Origin of the sequence: Kiloniella sp. (genome assembly GCF_048259265.1) — a bacterium.
Taxonomy (GTDB): domain Bacteria; phylum Pseudomonadota; class Alphaproteobacteria; order Kiloniellales; family Kiloniellaceae; genus Kiloniella.
In genome coordinates, this window is record NZ_JBLXHT010000003.1 from 289,085 (window position 1) to 310,124 (window position 21,040).

General features: G+C 39.1%; 17 protein-coding genes. 4 read left to right on the top strand and 13 right to left on the bottom strand.

Annotated features, from left to right (window positions below; all coding sequences use genetic code 11):
* Nucleotides 1-2: 2 nt before the first annotated feature.
* The 5 genes from ACN0QW_RS07435 to ACN0QW_RS07455 all read right to left on the bottom strand — a co-directional run bounded on the left by ACN0QW_RS07435 (nucleotide 3) and on the right by ACN0QW_RS07455 (nucleotide 6,923).
* Nucleotides 3-1,499, bottom strand: a complete 1,497-nt coding sequence (locus ACN0QW_RS07435) for a mannose-1-phosphate guanylyltransferase/mannose-6-phosphate isomerase (RefSeq protein WP_417430162.1) — start codon at nucleotides 1,497-1,499, stop codon at nucleotides 3-5.
* A 43-nt stretch (nucleotides 1,500-1,542) separates the two neighbouring features.
* Nucleotides 1,543-2,307 (bottom strand): HAD family hydrolase, encoded by a 765-nt coding sequence (locus ACN0QW_RS07440; protein ID WP_417430164.1) that lies wholly within the window; start codon nucleotides 2,305-2,307, stop codon nucleotides 1,543-1,545.
* Nucleotides 2,297-3,916 (bottom strand): hypothetical protein, encoded by a 1,620-nt coding sequence (locus tag ACN0QW_RS07445; RefSeq protein WP_417430166.1) that lies wholly within the window; start codon nucleotides 3,914-3,916, stop codon nucleotides 2,297-2,299. The genes ACN0QW_RS07440 and ACN0QW_RS07445 overlap by 11 nt, the downstream gene beginning before the upstream one ends.
* A gap of 4 nt (nucleotides 3,917-3,920) precedes the next feature.
* Complete coding sequence (locus ACN0QW_RS07450) at nucleotides 3,921-5,738, bottom strand: glycosyltransferase family 2 protein (RefSeq protein WP_417430168.1); 1,818 nt, start codon at nucleotides 5,736-5,738, stop codon at nucleotides 3,921-3,923.
* A 231-nt stretch (nucleotides 5,739-5,969) separates the two neighbouring features.
* Nucleotides 5,970-6,923, bottom strand: coding sequence for a class I SAM-dependent methyltransferase (locus ACN0QW_RS07455; protein ID WP_417430170.1), 954 nt, complete (start codon nucleotides 6,921-6,923; stop codon nucleotides 5,970-5,972).
* 178 nt (nucleotides 6,924-7,101) lie between these two features.
* Here ACN0QW_RS07455 and ACN0QW_RS07460 point away from each other — a divergent pair, with 178 nt between their 5' ends.
* Complete coding sequence (locus ACN0QW_RS07460; protein WP_417430172.1) at nucleotides 7,102-7,809, top strand: phytanoyl-CoA dioxygenase family protein; 708 nt, start codon at nucleotides 7,102-7,104, stop codon at nucleotides 7,807-7,809.
* A gap of 314 nt (nucleotides 7,810-8,123) precedes the next feature.
* Nucleotides 8,124-10,058, top strand: a complete 1,935-nt coding sequence (locus tag ACN0QW_RS07465; RefSeq protein WP_417430174.1) for a hypothetical protein — start codon at nucleotides 8,124-8,126, stop codon at nucleotides 10,056-10,058.
* 39 nt (nucleotides 10,059-10,097) lie between these two features.
* On the opposite strand, the gene ACN0QW_RS07470 is transcribed toward ACN0QW_RS07465, so the two are convergent.
* From ACN0QW_RS07470 to ACN0QW_RS07505, 8 genes are all read right to left on the bottom strand, one after another.
* Nucleotides 10,098-12,398, bottom strand: a complete 2,301-nt coding sequence (locus ACN0QW_RS07470) for a tetratricopeptide repeat protein (RefSeq protein WP_417430176.1) — start codon at nucleotides 12,396-12,398, stop codon at nucleotides 10,098-10,100.
* Nucleotides 12,399-12,459: 61 nt separating this feature from the next.
* Nucleotides 12,460-13,101: a hypothetical protein gene (locus ACN0QW_RS07475; protein WP_417430178.1), complete on the bottom strand. Its 642-nt coding sequence runs from the start codon at nucleotides 13,099-13,101 to the stop codon at nucleotides 12,460-12,462.
* A 98-nt stretch (nucleotides 13,102-13,199) separates the two neighbouring features.
* On the bottom strand, nucleotides 13,200-13,670 hold the full coding sequence (gene fliS / locus ACN0QW_RS07480; RefSeq protein WP_417430180.1) for a flagellar export chaperone FliS: 471 nt from the start codon (nucleotides 13,668-13,670) through the stop codon (nucleotides 13,200-13,202).
* Between the two features lie 18 nt (nucleotides 13,671-13,688).
* Complete coding sequence (gene fliD / locus ACN0QW_RS07485) at nucleotides 13,689-15,377, bottom strand: flagellar filament capping protein FliD (protein ID WP_417430182.1); 1,689 nt, start codon at nucleotides 15,375-15,377, stop codon at nucleotides 13,689-13,691.
* 53 nt (nucleotides 15,378-15,430) lie between these two features.
* Complete coding sequence (locus ACN0QW_RS07490) at nucleotides 15,431-15,826, bottom strand: flagellar protein FlaG (RefSeq protein WP_417430184.1); 396 nt, start codon at nucleotides 15,824-15,826, stop codon at nucleotides 15,431-15,433.
* 91 nt (nucleotides 15,827-15,917) lie between these two features.
* Complete coding sequence (locus tag ACN0QW_RS07495; protein ID WP_417430186.1) at nucleotides 15,918-16,739, bottom strand: flagellin; 822 nt, start codon at nucleotides 16,737-16,739, stop codon at nucleotides 15,918-15,920.
* A 249-nt stretch (nucleotides 16,740-16,988) separates the two neighbouring features.
* Nucleotides 16,989-18,095 carry a DegT/DnrJ/EryC1/StrS family aminotransferase gene (locus tag ACN0QW_RS07500; protein ID WP_417430188.1) on the bottom strand — a complete coding sequence of 369 codons (1,107 nt, stop codon included), beginning with the start codon at nucleotides 18,093-18,095 and terminating at the stop codon, nucleotides 16,989-16,991.
* A gap of 189 nt (nucleotides 18,096-18,284) precedes the next feature.
* Entirely contained in the window at nucleotides 18,285-19,151 is an 867-nt protein-coding gene (locus ACN0QW_RS07505) for a flagellin (protein WP_417430190.1), read from the bottom strand.
* A gap of 353 nt (nucleotides 19,152-19,504) precedes the next feature.
* On the opposite strand from ACN0QW_RS07505, the gene rfbA reads away from it, so the two are divergent.
* Nucleotides 19,505-20,404: a glucose-1-phosphate thymidylyltransferase RfbA gene (rfbA, locus tag ACN0QW_RS07510; protein WP_417430192.1), complete on the top strand. Its 900-nt coding sequence runs from the start codon at nucleotides 19,505-19,507 to the stop codon at nucleotides 20,402-20,404.
* A 191-nt stretch (nucleotides 20,405-20,595) separates the two neighbouring features.
* Nucleotides 20,596-21,033, top strand: a complete 438-nt coding sequence (locus ACN0QW_RS07515) for a flagellar protein FliS (RefSeq protein WP_299380020.1) — start codon at nucleotides 20,596-20,598, stop codon at nucleotides 21,031-21,033.
* The last annotated feature ends 7 nt before the right edge of the window (nucleotides 21,034-21,040 follow it).

Consider the following 21,040-nt stretch of genomic DNA (forward strand, 5'->3'; position numbering starts at 1 on the left):
ACTTACACGCTTTCATTTTCAATATAACGACCATAAACATCTTCCAGCCGAACAATGTCATCTTCACTTAAATGCTCTCCTGTCTGAACCTCTATTAAAACCAAATTTACGTCACCAATATTCTCAAGCCTATGAATTGTTTCCATTGGCAGATAAGTGGATTGATTAGATTTGAGGACAAAAACATCTTCTCCGCGGGTTACCTTCGCGATCCCAGAAACGACAACCCAGTGTTCGGCTCTATGAAAATGATACTGTAAAGACAATCGAGCTCCGACCTTGACTGAAATGCGCTTAACTAAATATCCTTCCCCTGAATCAAGAGACTGATAATAGCCCCAAGGACGATAAATTGTGCGTGCTTGCAGATAGTTTTTTGTTTTATTCTTTTCCAAACGACTAACAAGGTCTTTGACTTTCTCTGCCTTGTTTTTATTTACCACAAGGACAGAGCCATCACTTACAACAACAACAAGTTCTTCTACCCCCACCATTGTTGTAATTCCACCATCTTCATTCCATGCCAACGACCCAGAGCAATCAAGTAATTCAGCGCCTCCAACACATACATTACCCTTATCATCTTTTTTAGAGACGTCCCATAAGGAACGCCAAGAACCAACATCACTCCACCCCATATCAACAGGAATAACCACCGCTTGATCAGTTTTTTCCATCACCGCAACATCAAACGAGCTTTTTGGTAATATCGAAAATGCCTTTTTCTCTAGGCGAATAAAGTCTAAATCAAACTTTGCATTCTCGACTGAAGCTTTAATATTCTTTATGTAATCAGGATCTAATTCATTAACCGTATCTATCAAGCTACTGGCTTTGAACATGAAAATACCTGAATTCCAGCTGTAGTAATCTGTAGCGATATACTCAGAAGCCGTCTTCAAATTAGGTTTTTCATGAAAATTCACAACATGTCTTATGTTCTTATCGTCATCAAAATATTCTCCTGCCTCAATATATCCATATCCAGTTTCAGGATGCGTCGGCTCAATTCCGAAGGTTACAATTTTACCATGCTCTGTAGCATTCTGTGCATCTAAGATCGCACGGCTAAAAATTTCACATTTTTTAATGGAATGATCAGATGGCATAGCTAGAACAATAGCATCAGGATCATCCAGAAAGATTGAATATGCCGCAGAAACAATAGCTGCCGCAGTATCTCGTGCTTCTGGCTCAAGAAGTATTGCTCGAGGTACTATCCCTGCCTGAGAGAAACTCTCTCCAACTAAAAATCGATGTTCAACATTGCACACAACAGTCGGAGCATAAAAACCTTCAGAAAGAACTCTTTCAGCTGTATCGACAATTAAGGGATTATCCGAAGAAAGTGCTAAAAATTGTTTGGGGCGACTAACACGCGAGACAGGCCAAAGACGGCTCCCCACACCACCAGAGAGTATAACCGGATAAATCAAAGCTTTCCCTACTATCAATAAGTTAATTTGAAGCTTAATAACTAACCTTATTAGTAATGCCATAAATGACGTTAAAAATTTGACAATTTAACATCGAAAACGAACCTCATATTTGTGCTTTATAATTGACATAAAACCGATAAAAAAATGCTCGTATCCTATGCACAATGCCCCAACTAAAACTCCTTGGTGTATGTATTGTGTGGATGCCCAAATTAGACGGGACCAGTATGTCAGATATCCAATTGTCACCGATATGGAGTACGTTCTCCGCTTCGACTTCCAATTCAAGCATCATCGCCCGATACAAACTGCCAGCTCTTTTCGTTTTTTGCCATTCACTACTAACAAAAGTTGTGTAAGGTAAATCTGCCCCGACAAAACTTCGCAATAAATAATTAATAGACTTAGCACCCAAATACATATCGCTACAAAGCACAATTTTATGTCCTCTTGATCGCAAAGTTTCCAAATAAAGCCAGAGAGACTTATTTAGTTTAAGCATTTGTTGTTCAAGAGCTAATTCAATATCCAAACAGTGCTGTACAATTTTATCATCAACCCTCCCCTCTCTACCTCCTTGCAAGACTGTCTTCATCCACTCTTTATAAGTAACTTCATAACAGCCACCCTCTCGCTTCGCTTTACTGAATAACTCTCGACCAACCTTTAACCGAGCAAAATAGAGCTCATCCCGCGTAACACTATTATCCAAAGTAATTTGTTTGTACTGCTCCTGAGAAAAATCCTTGAATCGCATTAATTCTGGCTGAGTTGTTCTGAGTAACAAAGTATCAAAGACATCTACTGAAATTACTTTAATTTCATTCTTGTTAATCAGCTTTTCAATTTGGAGAATTTTATTTCTCATGTGCCCGCATCATTTCTGCAGCTTGAGGCCAATAAACATGAGAGCGAGTATTTTTTTTGACAGCAATACTTTTATAATTCCCATAGAGCTTAAACAGTTGCCCATCTCTTAAACTCTCATCATAGAACCAGTTACCGAGGTGTCTTGCTTCTTCATAGCTGGGTTCTTCAATCAACCTTGATAAACTATCTTGCAACTGTTTTGTTTCATGAATACCTTCAAACTCATCACTTTTAGTCTTTTCGGCAATACAGTACTTTTCCTTCCAATGGCGAATAAAAGTCAATACTCCTGCCTGCACATCAAAAATTTCCTTATATTGCCAGTCAGGTAATGGTGGAGCCACACAAACAGCTTTCCCGTCCCCCTCATACCCCAAAGTCGTCCCTTCCTGACAAGAGCAACACAACTCTAACAACTCGGGAGTCCTTAAATATTTCCGACTGAAACTTACTGGCGCACCATTCTGAGACAAATACCCCCTGATAATACAGTTGTTATTCTGTGCCCAAACAGCCCCGACACTGGAAACAAGGAAATTACCTTTTAAAGTTATTGGAGTATCTGTAGCTGCAAATACTTTAGATAAATTACTCAAGATATTACCAGCATAGCCCATATCAAGAAGATTGAGTTCATCAACATCTCCGGTTCTAGTAAATATATGGTGAAGTAAATTTGCCCTACAACGCTCCGATTTCGCAATACGCTGTTCAAGAATATCTCCTTTGTTTAACCAGGAAATTACTTTAGTTACATTTTCAGCGGTTACTAAAGTTTCAGGCGAAAAAGGTAAGTTATCACCACATTTAAGATCTAGTTGCTCAAGGAGTAAATTTAGAGATGCAGGTTCAACTCTACTCCTAACAAGAAAATTTTCTAGAGCAACAACCTCGGAAGGATCTGCCAAAACAGCTTTAACAGTAGACAATCGGCTAAGATATAAATTGGGACCAACATCTCCTCCAAGTTGAGAAACAACTTTACTCAGAAACCCGCCTTCGCGCATGACTCCATAACACTTCGAGTTTGTCTGATTCTTAAGCACCCACACCCCATATGTGAAAAACAGCGGCCCCAAAATATTATATCCCAAATGATGGAAGAAGTTATCCTCGGCTGGTTTCTCGTCTTTATATTCGAAGTATTTCTTCGCCCGACCAGGCTCACTATTTAAAGTAAGGTTAGGTGTATTTCGGAAGAATTTAGCCTGTACTTGATTTAATGTAATAATACCTTCTGCTGCATTATCCGTGTACGGAACAGAACACTTTATATTACCATCTATAGTTTGCGGAAAATAACCTGGCGATATTAGTGGTCTTATTTTTTCCCAAAATAATTCTTCTTTTTTGATAATGAGCTTTTTTGATACCGAAAATATATTTACGGGTACGAGCTCAAATGATTCAGTAAAGTTATAAGAATGGCGCTGACAATAAATTCTTATTTCAGCAAAGCTTTCAGGATCAAAGCCTTTCGCGAACCCCACTTCTGTATTTATAATCGTCCCGAGTATAACATACAGAGCCCGAAGATTCTCTTCGGAACCAATAACATGCTTGCCACAAAAAAGGATTTCATTATCCTGAATTGGTTTGCTTCTCATCCCCCTACTCCGTCTGCATAACGGCAAAACGACGGATTACAACATCCCCTCCCCCATCAAAAATAATTCGAGTTTCGCCATTACTATTCAACGCACCAGGGTGAAGCCGACATTCCGTAAGTTGCATTTTATCACAATCCTTTATCTCAGGAACGTATACTTTCCCTCCAATAGTCAGTAAAAGTTCCCTACCTTTACATTCTAAAAGGAAACTATTGCTTTTCCCCGCATTGGTTATATTGAAATAAATCTCTGAGCCAGCATTTCTTGGTCCCCAACCTTCTTCCCGCCGCTCAAACTCAACAAGTCGTACTTTGGGGTTATCATCATTAATCTCTATCCATTCACCAACTCCCGTTTCCAGGTTTTCGCTTAACGATTGAGTTATTTCATTGTGACGATCAAAGAAACCTTTTCTTAAACATAATAATAAAGGCCATAAAGTAATAGATATTTGAGAAGAAAAGCTTGTAAGTGTCTTGATGTGAGACGCGAACACGGGCTGATCGAGCGCAGTTCGCGAATTACGATGCTTTCGATAAAGAAACAAAATTTCAGGCACAACTTCTAACCTGTAACCATGGTTCACAGAACGTGTAAACAATTCCATATCTTCAAGAATATAATCATTACTCTCGTCATAGCCCTCCAAGCTCAGAAACGAACTTTTTTTATAAAGGGCATTTGTATCCCCATAACAATTAATAAAGACACCCAGATCAGCATGTCCGCCTAGCGGTAACCAATCTGCAAATACACTGTCATAAACATCCTCATCACACTTTACAGAAACCTCAGTACCAGAAGAAATCTCTGAATCCGGATGCCACCCAGGAATACAGGTATAAATATCAGCATCCGAAGATATGGCCGCCCTCCTAAATAAGGAAAGTTCGTTCGAAAGAGCCCAATTGTCGTCATCCATAAAAAGTAAATGTGTCCCCATAGACATTGAGGCTGCAAAATTACGAGCCGCTCCGGGGCCTTTATTCACTTGATAAAAAAACCGCCAACCATCTTTTTTGTACTGTTTTTCCAGAGATTGAACCTGTTTTTTATTTTTTGTGCTACTTCCATCATCGACAACGATAACCTCAAAAATATCGTCAGACTGTAACGTCAGACTACGCAATGCCTCCGAAAGCATTTCTGGTCGATTGTAACTAGTTAAACAAACCGTAATTAAGGGAGGAGTATTTTTTTTCTGATTAAAGTTGAGCTTATCAAAATTTCTTTGGCGATTAGTAGGAGGTATACTTTTCTTTTCACACTCGACATACAGGTTAGAGTTATTCCATCCTGCAGCAAGTGACCACGTATAAAAGTCGTCTCCTCTAGTATCAAATACCAGATCAAATCGCTTAAACGAATCCCTTTCCATCGCGTTTAATTCTATCTCTGTACGACCAGCTGGTAATTGTTTTTTCATTTCAAGAGACTGAGCTACTGACACAGGATTAACGAGAATAAAATTAGTCCCAGAGAGGTATCCCCCCTGTTGAGTAGATAACAAAGAAAAGTAGACAAGTCCTGGGCTTCCAACAACCAAAACAAAATCAGGCGATATTTTTTTGAGAATTTGATGAATACAAAAGCTTCTTAGAGGCATAAACATAGGCACCTCCCCTAAAAAACTCTCTACCGAGTAAGTATTCGTTTTGCAAAAGCTAAAAGGACTAACAAGCTCATCTAAATGACACTGCTCAAGAGTAACCAAATGCCATTCATCATCTAATACCTCTTCCCAGCCGGAGAGAAGGAAAGAGATATCCGAAGATAACTTATCACTAACGATTACCTTCTTGCCATTCTGCGCAGACAAAAAGGAATACAAGTTTCCATGCCGGATATCTTCATACGAGTTCGAGAGAAAAAATGGGTTCAAACTAAACACAGACGACATCCTTAAACATGGCCTAGACACCATATACTAAGCTAAAAACACAACAATATCAAAACATTACAGTAAACTATTCAAAATTCCCCAGACATATTATAATTGAACGGCCTACAGCCTGTAGGATAAATGTATATACAAAGAAATACGTAAAAATTAGCTTACCTTTTGAATATAAAACGATCCCGGCTCTCTTTCAGGGACTAAATACGGGCACACACCATGCAATTCTTCATAACTATTATGATGAAGATAATTTAATGCCCCAATAATTTTCCAGCTCTCATTATGCGTCAAAAATGCCTCAAGTAGGTACTGCTCATTCCAAAACAAAACACGAGAGGACAACCAATCTTTAGGATAGTTCCGAGGAGAGAATATATCATGAATATGTACAATCACACCTTGATTAAGTTCAGGCAATAATTGCAGGTATTCGAAAAGAACATCTCCTTGGGGCCTGATAACATGTGAAGAATCAATAAAAAGAATGTCATTCTTCTCTAGTTGTGAAAAAAATGACAAATCAATATCTTCAACTAATGATCTGATAACAGTCACCCCGACCTCCTCTAACCACGGCCTCTCATGGGGTTCTATACAAACATGGCTGCAGGTATAATCAGGATCGTCATACTTGTTTTGATTAATGGCTTTTTGAGCCATTAAAGTTGAGCTACCACTACCGATTTCTATAATTTTTCTTGGCTTTTTTAATCTTATTATTTGATACCAAAATTCAGCATCGCCAGATTCAAAAAAAGAATTATTAAAATGAAATTCGATATTCGCAGTTCTTTGCATTGGAATGTTTTTCAGCTCATCAGAAAAAACTAATGATTTACAAAGGCTAAGCTGTTCTTCATACCGCCAATTTATACCGGGCAAATTTCTCTCAACATCCAAAGGCCACTTAAGCTCGCGAATATCAAACTGCGGTTCATAATAGTGATTTGTAACCGGAAAAACCCCAACCTTCATTAGCATCATCTTTGACAAAGGAAACTTATCAACGCCCAAAGTTCTAATTTTTTTTAACAGCAAAGCCGCAAAAAAAACCAACGGAACCATCACGACATCAATAATTTTTACTAAGCCAATAATTTTCAACGTAAGTTTCACCAGTTCATAATAAGTAAAAATATTCTTCCAAAATTCCGCACTATTTTTTCACAAAAAACGTCTTGTAGACAACTGCAGACCAGAAAGTATATTTATGATTTACACCGTAAATTCAAATATATATCATTATAGCATTGCTCGTAAAATAATTTTGCTGAGATATATTATGAGTTACGCCAAAGACAAACTTAATTCATCACTTGAGATTACAGAAGCTGTCAAAAAACATGGCTTCTGCATTATCCCTAACTTTATAGCTTCGAAAAAACTCAATAAATTAAACAAAGAATTCGATACGATAATTAAACGCAATTACAGTACCGGATTTTATGAACATGGTTGCCGCGAATATATGGATGTAATCGCTGTCTCGGAAGACAATTTAAAGCAATCTCCATTTACAGCTCAAATCGACCTCATGTCGACCCCACTAATCCAAAAAATTACGCTCAATTTCTTTGGTGTTGATGATTTTTTTATACAACATATTTTTAATGTCAAAAGTACAGAGACACCCGCTCATTCCAACGAACTTCCATATTCTTTACATTTTGACAAAATACATATGCTCAAATTCTTTTTTTTCTTATCCGATATAGATGAAGACTGCGGGCCGACGTGGGTCGTTCCGCAACAACAACATAAGTCTCTCATAAAACGAAAAGAATGGCGGGAAAAAGGAAATCCAGTTCAAGAAATAAACAATATTATACATTATCATAAAGATGAGGTGATCCCACTTACAGGGGCTGCAGGATCGCTTGCCATACTTGATACCGACACTCCTCATAAAGCAGGAAGCCTTGGCCAAGATAAGGTCCGGAAGATAATTAGGGTTAGTGCGAGCTCCCCTTCATATTCATCAAAGGGCTGACATAGATAACAAGAAAAAGTTATTTATGTCAGCCTCTTACTATATTTATATATTTCAGAATCCACCTCTATTAAGCAACACTTTTCCAACAACTGAAAAAGATGAACAATCGTTACCCATTCTTTATCTCAACTGCGATATAATGAAGATAATAAAATTATAGTCGACAAAGTATTATCGATTAGATCTAAACTCCCTACCGCCCTAGTTATAAATATGCTAAAAAAAATGTCTTACACCCTGCATATAAATTATGCATCACACAAGCGCCTACAAAACCTTGGCGCTATTAACAAGTCAGCCTAAGAGCGATAATGCCATTACAAAAATATGCTCTAGATCAGAGACAAAAAACGCGCAAAAACATAAGTATTTACAATCTGAACAAATGGCGCACAGAAAGACTTCAGGTAGCAAATCGCTGGCATAATTCAACCTTATCTGAAATAGAAAATGAGATAACAGGCGAAAGTTCTAGCACGTCGCAACTACCTGTCTATTGGTATCGTTATAAATTTTATTTACTAGCCAGTGTTTATAAACTCACAAGCGAAGAAGAAAATTTTATTAAAAAAGTTGTAACACTTTACAAAAGCAGTAAAAACTCGAATCAAAAAGTAAAGTTACTTCTGATACTCGGGCTTTTTTATTATGCCCATTATGCTGCTAAGACTCATCAAATACATTTAGTTGCTGATTTTGAAACTATCACTCCTTCTGCCGCACGAATGTATATCATTTTTTTACTTAACTATCCCCAAATGCTTTTCAGCCCCGAAGAAGCAGACACACTGCACGATTATTATGAATCAATTTTATCCCATATTTTGAACTTTCTTGAGACCACAACTGACCAAGAAAAGAAAAAACACATCCTGAAATGGTGTACTACCATTTATATTGGGATAAACATGACTGACCGCAGTCTAAAAAAACTATATCAACTCAGAGGCCAAATCGTTGAACATTACATCAAATTTCACTCCGCAAAACTTCCTCAGCTAAATCATGATTTTATTGTTGGAGGAGCAGAAAAAAAGAAAATATCTGTTGGCCTGGTAATTACAAAGGTTGAACCAACTCCTGAAACCAGCATTTGGCTTTCACATTTTAGACTTCTTAATCCGGAAAAGTTCGAAACCCATCTATTCCGAATACCAACAAAGAAAACTATAGACAAAGAGTTCGAGACATACTTTCTCTCATCTTTTGATCATATACATAGCCTTTCATGCAAAGATTTTTATCCTCTAGGCCAAGAAAATCATAGAAATCTTGCAACAAAAGAAGTTGTTAATATGATTAGAAGCTACAAACTCGATTATTTTTCTTTTTCAGGCGTCCCCTCTAATTACTTTTTAAGCTTTGAAAACACCTTAACCCCTTATCGATTGGCACGAACCCAACTCTTAACCACAGCCATAAGCCCACAAACATCAGGGTTATCGTGCATAGATTACGTCATATCTACACCAGAAATGGAGCCCAAAGACGCTCAAACACATTTCACAGAAAAGCTGATACTTAATGTAGGAAGTAACCACTGTTTTGACTACAAAGGTCGAAAAGGAAATATTTCTACCGATATTACACGTGAGGAGATTGGTATTGAAAAAAAACAAGTCGTCCTAATAAACGGCAGTAGCCAGGCAAAGCTCTCCAGAGAAGTTATAACTCTCTGGTTACAAGTTATGAAAAAAAATAATGAAACTGTCCTTGTTTTGTTTCCCTACAACCCCTTGTGGACAGACAAGTATTCCCAAAGGATTTTTGAAGAATATCTACATCAACTTTGTGTTGAACAGCATATCTCGCCCAAAAGAGTTTTTGTCCTCCCTCCTCGGGAACACTACAATGAGGTAAACTCTCTTCTAACAATAGGCGATATTTACCTAGATTCTTTTCCCTTTACTGGAGCAACTTCAGTTTTAGATGCTTTCATCGCAGGGCTCCCTACAATAGTTAAATCGGGTTCATCACAAAGAGCCATGCAAGCTGCAGCACTAAATATAGCAATAGGTATGAATGCTCAAGTGAGCTACACCAACAAACAGTATTCAGAAATATTGAGCGAATTGATTACAAAGAAAGAGTTACGGGCAGAAATTCGAAGAAAAACAAAAATCGCTATAAAAAATGTACCAGCGTTTCTGAACACAGATACATTTATTAAACGCCATGAAAAAATAATTTCTAATATTGAAACAAGAATAAAAAGCCACTCTTACTTAGAACCACACAAGAAATGAATTCTTGCGCTCAAAACTAGGCCCTACAAGATAAATAATTTAGCCTTTCTGATTAATTACAGTTTCAAATAACTCTTCAAGCGGCATAACTGTATAATCGAATGCCGCATTCGCTAATCTTCTAATATGCTCTTTCCTATGCATAGCAAGAATATCGGGCGAGTTTACCAAGGAAACAGCTTTATTAATATAATCATCAAAACTACTGGCATTACAAATCTCTAACCCTCTAGATTTGTTAAGTAACATACCTATCCTTGATTGCGCTCCCTCTCCAGAAAGCGTTATGAAAGAGACACACATGGCCAGTGAATCAAAGGAAACAGTACTACCATTATAGGGGTAGGTGTCTAATCCTATATCAATTTCGTTAAAAGTTTCTAGATAAGTTCGAAGATCTGAACTTCCCCTAAAATCCAACCTATCTTGCTCAATTCCCTTTTCACAGAACCGGGCAATAAACTCTGACCGAGTTTTTTTGCTATCAAAGTTTCTATTCTTCAAAATAAGCTTTGAGTTAGGGACTCTTTTAAGTATTTCAATCCAAGCAAAAAGCAACTCTTCTGATATTTTTTCTAAGCGATTAAAACAGCCAAAAGTGAAGTACCCCTTTTCTATATTAGGACTGTTCTCAACGGGTCCGATCCCATCCGGAAGCCAATGTACTTTTGACTCCCTTATCGATTTATTATTAAAGGGCAGATATAGAACCTTTTCTACAAAATACTTCGTATTATCTCGCGGCACTAATGTTTCATTCGCAAAATAATAATCAATAGATTTCATTCCCGTTGTATAAGGATAACCAACAAAACTTACTTGCACAGGGCAAGGTTTATATCCAAAAGCTCCCAATCTGTTGCCCGGAGTATGCCCCGCCAGATCAACCAGAATATCAATTTCATCTTCTTGGAATTTTTGAGCTAACTGAAAATCATCATAAATATTGGTATTGCACCATGCATTAGCATATTCTTTTAACCGAACAGTCACTTTATCCTCTATTTTATTACCGGAATATAAAGTGACATGGAACTTATCTCTATCATGGTTAGCAATAATTGGTTCAATAAACCTACTCGTCGCATGATCTCTAAAATCCGGAGATACATATCCTACTTTAATAGGCTTGCCATCTTCTTTCTTAAACTTTCTAGGAGTAAGAAACCCGGCTTTACCAATACCAGATTCAAGTAACGCACCATAATGTTTATGAGCAGAGAAAAGTTCGTCGGCGGTGTGTTTAGGATTATACGACATCATCGCGAGTAATGCGCTAATCAAAACCCCGTTATCAGGCTTTAATTCCAGAATTTCTTTTACGACTTCTTCTGCTTCATTGATACGTGATGTTTCAAACAGCAATTTAGACATGCCAAGCTTTAAGTACCAAACCTCCATGCCCTCTAAAAAAAGATCATTAAGGATTTTTTCAGCGTCATCATATTCAGCATTTTCGATCATAATACCAAGAAGTAAATTCCATAACTCGGCAACCCTAGGATAGAACTCCACGGCTTGGGTCAAAACCTCTCTGGCTAATTTGGAGTTATTTTCCCCCATATAAAGGACACGAGCCATATTAAGAAAAACTGTTTGGTGCTGAACTCCTGCATCAATGGCCTTATCCAAAAAAATTTGAGCACGAACAAAATCTCCCTGAGAGATGTACCCGCCTACAATGGCGTCATAGGCTTCATATGATACAGGATTAATTTCAAGAGCCCTGAGCCAAAAAGGCTTCGCGTCCTCGAAACCTTTTTGGAGATAATAACATCGACCAATCCCAGTAATAGCACCAGAGTCATCTGCTTTAATGCCCAAAACCTTGTTATAATAGCTCACAGCATTGTCAAGCTCAGTCAAACTTTCCAAAACCTGAGCAAAATTATAGAGTAAATCGATATAAGTTGAGTTAATCTTTAATGCTTTTAGATAAGCCTCTTTAGCTTCTTTGTACTTAAATATTTTCTTAAAGGCATTGCCGAGGTTATAATAAGCTTCCCAAAAACCTTTCTCGTAAATCGCAGCTCTCTGATAACATACAATTGCATCATTATATTCTTCGAGTTCGTAAGCTAAATGAGCCATTTGATATAGACAATAAGCATCTTTGACAGTTTTAAGACTGATATTTTTCAGATGAACTCGCGCTTCATCTTGACGGTTTACTCGAATAAGAGCGTGTCCATAAACAAAATTTAAAGCTGAATTTTTCTTTTTTCTCAAATACTGTTCACAGAACTGGATCGCTTCAAAGAAGTTTTGAGACAAAACAAGATCTAATGCTTTGCGCAAACGAGCGTCATCTTTGGACATTTTCTTAGAAATAAGTTCCATAACAATAGCACTCTAGTTTTGAAAGGTTAATAAAAACAATGACGTATAAAGGGGCCTATTATCAAGTATTTTTTTTCATACGCGCCGGGTTACCAAAAGCCATCGTTCTACTTGGAAGGTCCGAATAAACAACAGAACCAGCAGATACCTTTACCTCATCACCAACTTTACAATTTTTGGTTATAACCGCTTTCGTTCCAAGAAATATTTCGTCTTGAAGAATAGCATCTCCATTTACTGTCGCGTATGGAGACAATACAGAATGAGATCCCAGACAACTATCATGCCCAACAGACGAATAAATATTGAGTAGGCAATTTTGTCCTACATATGCACCAGAACCTAGAAATGAAAAAGGGCATAAAATTCCTCCCTCACAAACCTCAGCTGAGGCCGATTTATAGGCACTGGGATGGATCAATGTTTCGAAAAAAGCTCCTTTATTCTTATATATATTAAAAACTTTCGATCTGCTTTTGGGATCACCCAGGCCAATTAAAAATTTAAACTCACTGATGGGTAAATTCTCATCAAATCCCCCTAAGATCATATCACCATTTTTTGTCAGCGTTTCTTTTGACAATGTATCGTCTAAATAGCCCGAAAACTCTCCTTTAAGCCCCCCCTTTAACAAACAATCCTCAAGATACTCTCTAAGCTCACGCCCAAAGCCACCTGCCCCAAGTATGATATATTTAGTCATGATGCCGCCGTTTCGGAAACAAAAAAAGGCTCCCTCAAGGAGCCATTATTCATAAAAAGAAGTCGTATTAATAAATTCACCATCTTTAGATTTAAGATTTACACACTTAAAGAAGAACTACCTGAAGAAAGATTATTTTCAGCAACATCTTGAGACTTCACACCAACTGAAGAACCTTGAGTTTCCTTCACCGCTTCCGTTTTCTTTCCAACTTCTACCCATGTTTCTTTCATCTGTTTTAAACTAGCCAGAACATCCTCAATGACATCCTCTGGATTTCTTGAATTAATCTGCATCATCCTCATAAACAGATTATCATAGAACTGATGCAATACAGGCGATATCTCACCGCCATTCTCGAAATCCAGCTGTCCCTGAAGACCGAGGATAATGCGCGAAGCTTTTTCTACTGCTTTAAATCTTGCTTCATAATCCCCTTCTTCGTGATGCTTTTTTGCTTCCAAAACCAAGCGAATTGCCCCTTCATAGAGCATAGTAATCGCCTTCATTGGACTCACATTTTGAGAAGCTTGCGAATATGCATTTCTACTATAAGGATTAGAGTACATAAAATCGCCTCTTAAACATTAACTACTGCCCGCGTTAGCCTGGGCTTCTAATTGTTTACGCATAGCATCCGCCTGCGCCAGCACCTGTTCTAGCCTCGAATATTTTTCCACCAGAAACTGTCTAGTCAATTCAATTCTGGCATCAACTGCTGTTATTCTTGAATTCAAATCTTTGTTATCCAGAGTTAATTCTTCTAATCTCGTCGCAATAGAGCCATCACCAGGGTCAACAAATCCATCGAGTTCCTGATAAAATTTTTCCGCAAGTCCCGTCGATGTTTTTACCTGAATATTCTGAGCACCACTGCCAGCTTCACCAACATAAACAAGTGTCAGACCTTCAAACTCAGTACCAGCTTTTCCTGTCAAAGTTGTACCATTTACATCGAAGACATTACCGTACCCAGTTACGGAAGCTCCAGTAATATCACCACTTCCATCAACACCATCAATTACAAGTTCAAAATCATCAAGATTTAATTCTTTTGTTCTGGCTACTATCTGTAATCGACTGTCATCCGCTTCAAATTTGTATTCAAAAACACTCCGAACTCCGTCCAGATTATTTAATAAAGCTGCGTCCAATTCAGTATCGTTAATTGTAAGTTTGTTCGCGTCGTCCAAATCAATACCAATATGCCCAAGTGTGTTGATAATATTACTGGCGACACCACTCGCACCTTCACTCACAATAGAGCCTAGAGCATCCTCTGCACGCCGAACAATATCATCCCCATATAAAGTAGGTCGTGTAGATGTGGTACTGGTAGGATCGTAATTACGCTGAGTAGTGACAAAATCTCGGACGGCATTATAGGCTTCAACAAAAGAGTTAATTCCCTCTTTGACACCACCAAGATTATTAGAAAGCTCTATCTTGATGTTATTGCCAACTTCAGCTTTATACAACTGAAGAGTTACCCCTTCAATCACATCATCTATATCATTGCTATCACGCTCAATAACGGTGGCAATACCATCAACTTTGATCTGCGCTTTATTAGCAGCTTCCAATTCCGTTAAAACAGAACCATCACCAAAAGTAGAAAGGAAGTTTCCCCCGCCAGACAACGTAACATCTTTACCCGTTTCTTCTGCGGTAAGAATCAAACGAAAATCATTATCTGAAACCTTGATAACCGAAGCTCTCACCCCAGTATCAGATTTAACGCCGTTGATTGCTTCCGCTATATCATTAAGTGACATCCCCGAGGTAATAGAAATATCCTTGGTAATTTCGCCCGCTAAACCAAGAGTGATTGTATCCGTCACCCCTTGGGCCGCTGTAGCGTCAGCAACGACACCTGACGATATTTTATTGGCCGTCGCAATTTGTAAAATTTCTACTTCATAGGTACCAGAAGCAGCATCATTTTTCGATGACACGCCTATCAAATCTGTCGCAGCTGTCGTGGTTCTGGATGTTAGAAAAGCCGATTTATTCTCAAAAATATTATTTTCGATGCTGCTAAAACCTGGTGGATTTCTCAACCCATTCAGTGAATTTTGTAAGTTTTTCAGTAACGTATTTAGCTCGCCATAAGAAGCTGTCTTTAAATCATTTTCCTTGATTGTACTTTCCATACGCACAGCAGGAATACGTTTCGCAAGGACAGATGCTTCAATAATAGCATTGGTATCAAACCCAGAATACTGACCAGTAATTCTCGGACTACCGTTTACAAAAGTTAAATTTCCAGCATCCATGTCTTAACTCCATATCAATACATCTCTACTTACCAATGCAAGATGTATTCCAATTAAGCATCTGTGGTGATTTTAAATGAGCCCGGAGAAATATTTGCCTTAGGGTAATTCCCTAACATTGTCTTGCTCGGAAACTCAGAGATAACGGCGTTATTGTTTTCATCAATGACTTTAACGACAAGTCGACCAGAATCGCTATCTCTATATGTAAAAATATTGGATGATACTGTGGCACCGCCAACAGAAGAAGAGCCTTCTGCATTTTCAGCTACATTATTAGAATCTAATGAAACAATACCTTGAGTTTGAGAATCTGCTTTAGCCAATGGTTCGCTTGGTGCGACAGAAGCAGTTGTTACAGCTGCTTGACTATTCGTCACACTAACGGAAGACCCTGTAGATTTTGTGACAGAGTAGGTAGGCTGTGATTGTATTGTTACATCAGACATCTTCCTCTCCTTTCACTCTCTAAACTCATCGATTTAATAACTACTATAAATTAAAGACTGGGATCGGTTAGCCCGATCCCAGTATATAACTTTACTGAAGAACTCTCAATAGACTTTGCGGAATCTGATTTGCCTGAGACACAGCGGATACCGCTGCCTGGGTCAGAACATTGGCAGAAACCAAACGAGATTGCTCAGCAGCAAGATCCACATCTTTAATTGCAGAGTTGGCAGCTTCAATATTCTCAACAGACGTTGCAATCTGATCACCACGCGTTTCAAATCTGGAAATCAAGGCACCAACTGTCGCACGTGCTGTAGATACGTTTGCAATTTGCGTATCAATCAATGCGGACGCAGCACTAGCGTTCGCATTAGTCGCACCCGTTGTACCACCGCCAGGTGCAGTCACAGTTACACCAGTTGTCAAATCAGCAGCAATAGCATTAATAGCACCACTTGCACCGAGACCAACAAAGAAACTCTCGTTGTAAGCCCCTTTAATTAATTCACTACCATTAAACGTGGTTGTATCAAGAATACCTTGAACCTCTGAATTAAGTGCCGTATATTCAGCGTTAATGTATCCACGTTCTGCAGAAGTAACCGCACCAGAAATCGCCTGAGCTGTCAGAGCTTTCATACGTTGGAGAACATCACTGATACGCGCAAGACCACCATCTGCAACCTGAAGAACCGATGCTGCCTGTGCAGCATTGGTACCAGCTTGCTTAAGTGCCGTTGTATCCGCGGTTAGTTTTGTACTAATCGCCAAACCAGCAGCATCATCAGATGCACGTACGATACGTGAACCAGAAGAAAGCTTGGACACAGAGTTAGCGGCCATTGAGGCATTTTTGTTGAGAAAACGAATTGCTGAGTTAGCAGCTGTATTTGTTGCAATTACAGGCATTGTAATAATCCTTCTACTTGAAGTATGTTTGACTAAATCCCTCCTGGATAAAGCCATCTTTAAGGTCGCCTTCTTGGCAACCCGCTATTCTTTCCATCTTGGAAAACATAGCTCATAGAAAATACATTTCTACATACGATCTAGTCTGTATGCAAGTTATTAACAAAACATTAATCGATGTGATTTTCGAATATAGACCTAATCCCCAGATAACTTAATCATATGATTCTAAAACAAAAACTTAAGACTCTAGATATTTCGAATCGCTTGCAGGACACAACGGATCTCATCAATTGTTAACTTCGAATGGAATGGCAAACCAAAGACTCTATCATACATGTCATCTGAAACAGGGAGTTCACCGACAACACCCCCCTCCATGAAAACAGGGTTGCGGTGTAAAGTATCCTCCCACCAGATTGAAGCGCCAATCCCTTGCATACGTAATTTTTGCACTGCATTTTTTGCCGTACCATTATTAACGAGAACATTCAAAGTTGAGCTAATCAATCTGCCAGGATCTCCCAACAAGCTAATATTATCTATATTTAAGAGCTCATTTAAGTAGATATCTTTAACCCTAAGGTACCTCGCCTTGAGACGTGATAATCTTTCAAACTGGGCCAAGCCAACAGCAGCATGATATTCACTTAACTTATAGTTCCCTCCTCGAATGGTCGCCACTCGCGTTTTTGAAAAACCAAATTTACTGATCTGGTGTATTTTTTCGATCAAGCTAGCATTTTGTGAAATGATGACCCCCCCCTCACCTACACCAAACACCTTTGTCGCATGTAAACTAACGATAACAGGGGCAATACCTGGAACAACTGAGAAGAATGACGCAGCGGCATCGATAACAACGGGAATACCTGTCCTTAAACTAAAGGCGTCCCACTCAGCTACCTCAACGGCAGCACCGAAAGGTGCGACGGCCATAACAACGTCTGGAACTATTGCTTCTGAGCATGACAAGTATTTCTCAACGATTTCGGGTGTAAGAGCGCCACTGCCACCAGAAACATCACAGAATAAAGGGAGCCCACCAGCTTCCAAAACAGCCTGTGCAGAGGCCACAAAAGTCCAAGCAGGCAATAAACATCTAAAACGCTTTCTACCTCCCAGCTCAAAGTTAAGGGCGAGAGCTTTAAGTGCCATCATTAAGCCAGTGGTCGCACTAGACGAAGTAGAAATACAATTTTTCGAGACTTGAAAATGGGCCGCCAGAAGGGTCTCAAACTTATTTAATTTAGGGCCAAAGTTTGAATACCAATGATCACAGTCAATCTCTCGCAAATAAGGAATAAGATCATCTGTTGTCGGCATGTCAGGAGAAAATAGCGGAATCATGGACATATTCTACATCTCAAAGAATGCCCCGCATTTAATGCAGGGATAGCTTATTATAATAAGATAGTCCGTAAAAAAATATTAAAACAAATAAAAATAAAATTATTAAATTAACGACCACCTAAAATCTGCCTATCACATATTTGGGCGTCCATCCTGGACGCCCAAAGAGCCATGTGAAAGCAACGATTGGCCTTACTGTAGAAGCGACAATAACGTCTGAGGCAACTGATTTGCCTGGGACAGAGCAGATACCGACGCCTGGACAAGAACCTGAGAAGATACAAGTCTTGATTGTTCCGCAGCCAAATCAACATCCATAACAGATGAAAGTGCAGCATCAATATTCTCTTTTGACGTGGCCACTTGCTGCTGCCTAAACTCAAAACGAGACACAATTGAACCGATATTCGCGCGCGCCTCTGACACCTCGTTGATTGCCAAATCAACAGATGCCATTGCAATCGAAGCGTCCGCAGAGGTACTAACAGTGGTTGATCCAAGGGCAGTACCACCTGTCGCCAAACTTGCAGCATTAAAGTCAGAGGCTGTAGAACTTAATGATGAGATATCAACCGATATAATATCAGCAGTCGTAACACCCACAAAAAAATTGACCGCCCCCGCACCAAATTGTGCGCCAGTTCCATCCAGCAGAGACTCTCCATTAAAACGTGTACTGGCTGCAATACCATCAATCTCAGTAATTAATTGCGTATATTCCGCATCAATAAATCCGCGCTCTGTATCTGTTGGTACGCCTGACAGAGAAGCCGCGGCCAACGCTTTCAATCTTTGCAACACATCCGAAATACGTGCCAAACCGCCATCACCAACTTGCATAACAGACGCACCCTGCGCAGAGTTGATAGACGCTTGCTGCAAAACGTTACTGTCCGCGCGAAGCCGTGTACCGATAGCTAGACCAGCAGCATCATCTGATGCATTTACGATACGTGACCCCGAAGCAAGCTTAGAAATCGAGCTACCAGACTTCATTGAATTCAAATTCAAAAAGCGCAGCGCAGAATTCGCTGCTGTATTTGTTGTTACTGTAGGCATGTTCTTTCCTTTCACATTTAGCTCAACGGAAGGCCTCTTGCCATTCCACCGCCAGAGACGGCACGTGTTGAATTCACAACTAATAAGCAAGGGTCATGCCAATTATTTTTATTTATTTATTTCAATCAGTTATATATAAAATTTATTTATTAAAAATTGCCATGAGCGATAAATTCCTAGCTCACAGTCTTTTTCTTCCCTGTAAAATGGAAAACAATTCCTAGCTAAATATAAAGGGAACATAATGCTGCGCACCAATAAAAATCACAAAATGTGATTGATATATCAGCCCACGATAAGACAATATACTAAATAGATTAAGGTTAATGCCATTGAGGCAAGGAGTTCATCAGTTGATAAAAAGAGCAATTGTGCTTGCCGGAGGAACAGGGACAAGATTGCGCCCCCTCACAGACGTTGTTTGTAAACAACTCCTACCAATCTATGACAAACCCATGCTTCACTACCCTCTAGCAACTCTGATGCTGCTAGGAATAAAAAGCATATTAATTATCACAACCCCAAAAGATCTAGACGTGATTAAAGGTAATCTTGGTGATGGGTCTCAACTGGGTATTTCTATCGAATACAAAACTCAGGAGAGTCCAAAAGGCTTACCTGATGCTTTTCTTATTGGCGAAGAATTCATAAACAACGAACCTGTCTGCTTAATTTTAGGAGACAATATACTCTACTGGGGACAGCTAAATCTCTTATGGAATGAATGTCTCTCTGTAAAAAAAGGCGCGTATATCGTAGGAACCCACACAAAAGAACCGGAAAGATTTGGCATCATTGAGTGTGACAAAAACAATAATGTGACAGCCCTAAAAGAAAAGCCAACCAATCCTCAATCCAATATTGCCGCGATTGGCCTCTATTTTTACGACCATCAAGTCGTAGAATTCGCAAAGCAGTTACAGCCCAGCACTAGGGGCGAATTGGAAATTACCGATTTAAACAACATCTACTTAAATAGAGGAGAATTAAAGGCCAAATTCCTTTCTCGCGGCACAACTTGGCTCGATGCAGGAACCGTGAACTCATTAATGGATGCCTCAAACTTCTTTAAAATCATTGAGGACCGTCAGGGTCTAAAAATATGCTGTATAGAAGAAGTTGCCTATAACATGGGCTACATATCAAACAATCAGCTTATAACTCTGGCTGAAAAATTCGACGGAAGTAGCTATGGGAAATACCTAAAACAAAGAGCCAACAGAACCCATGCTCCCCATACAAATTATCTATAGGTTAAAAAGCTCAACACACCCGGCATCTTTTATCACTTTCCAATAATTTATACCCGGCATTCTTTTCCTTCCCATCTCGTTACAATAACTTTTCTCTTTAAAAACAACGAAGAACAATATCTTCAAAAACTGGCCCGCAGTTTGCATTGATCATCCTGAGTTTTGATAATTCAAGATAGATTGGACACAAAATGCATTGGCAAGCGGACACCACAACAACACCACTAGACTCTTTAGATACGTCTCCCGGTGAAGTTCTGATGCTTATCAACCAGGCGATCAATGCTTTGGGAGAAGCAAAGGATGCTGTGACCACTCTTGAAATTGAAAAACGCTTCAATGCAACGATGAAAGCCTCTGCCTTACTGGATGCTATAGAAGAAGAAATGAAGGCAGATATTTCCGAAAATGTTCGCGGTGCTTTTATGCAAACCCATTTGAGTTTAATTGCGAACATTACCCGAACCAACGTCAAAAATGATTTGGAATCTGCTAAAGAGTCCATCTCGCTCATCATGAGCTTCCGGCAAATTTGGGTAACACTTCATCCGTCACTAGAGGAAGAATGTTTTACCTGGCCCCTCTCATCCACCCAAAACCATCGCCGTTCTGGTCTCCACTTGGCTTAATGATTTA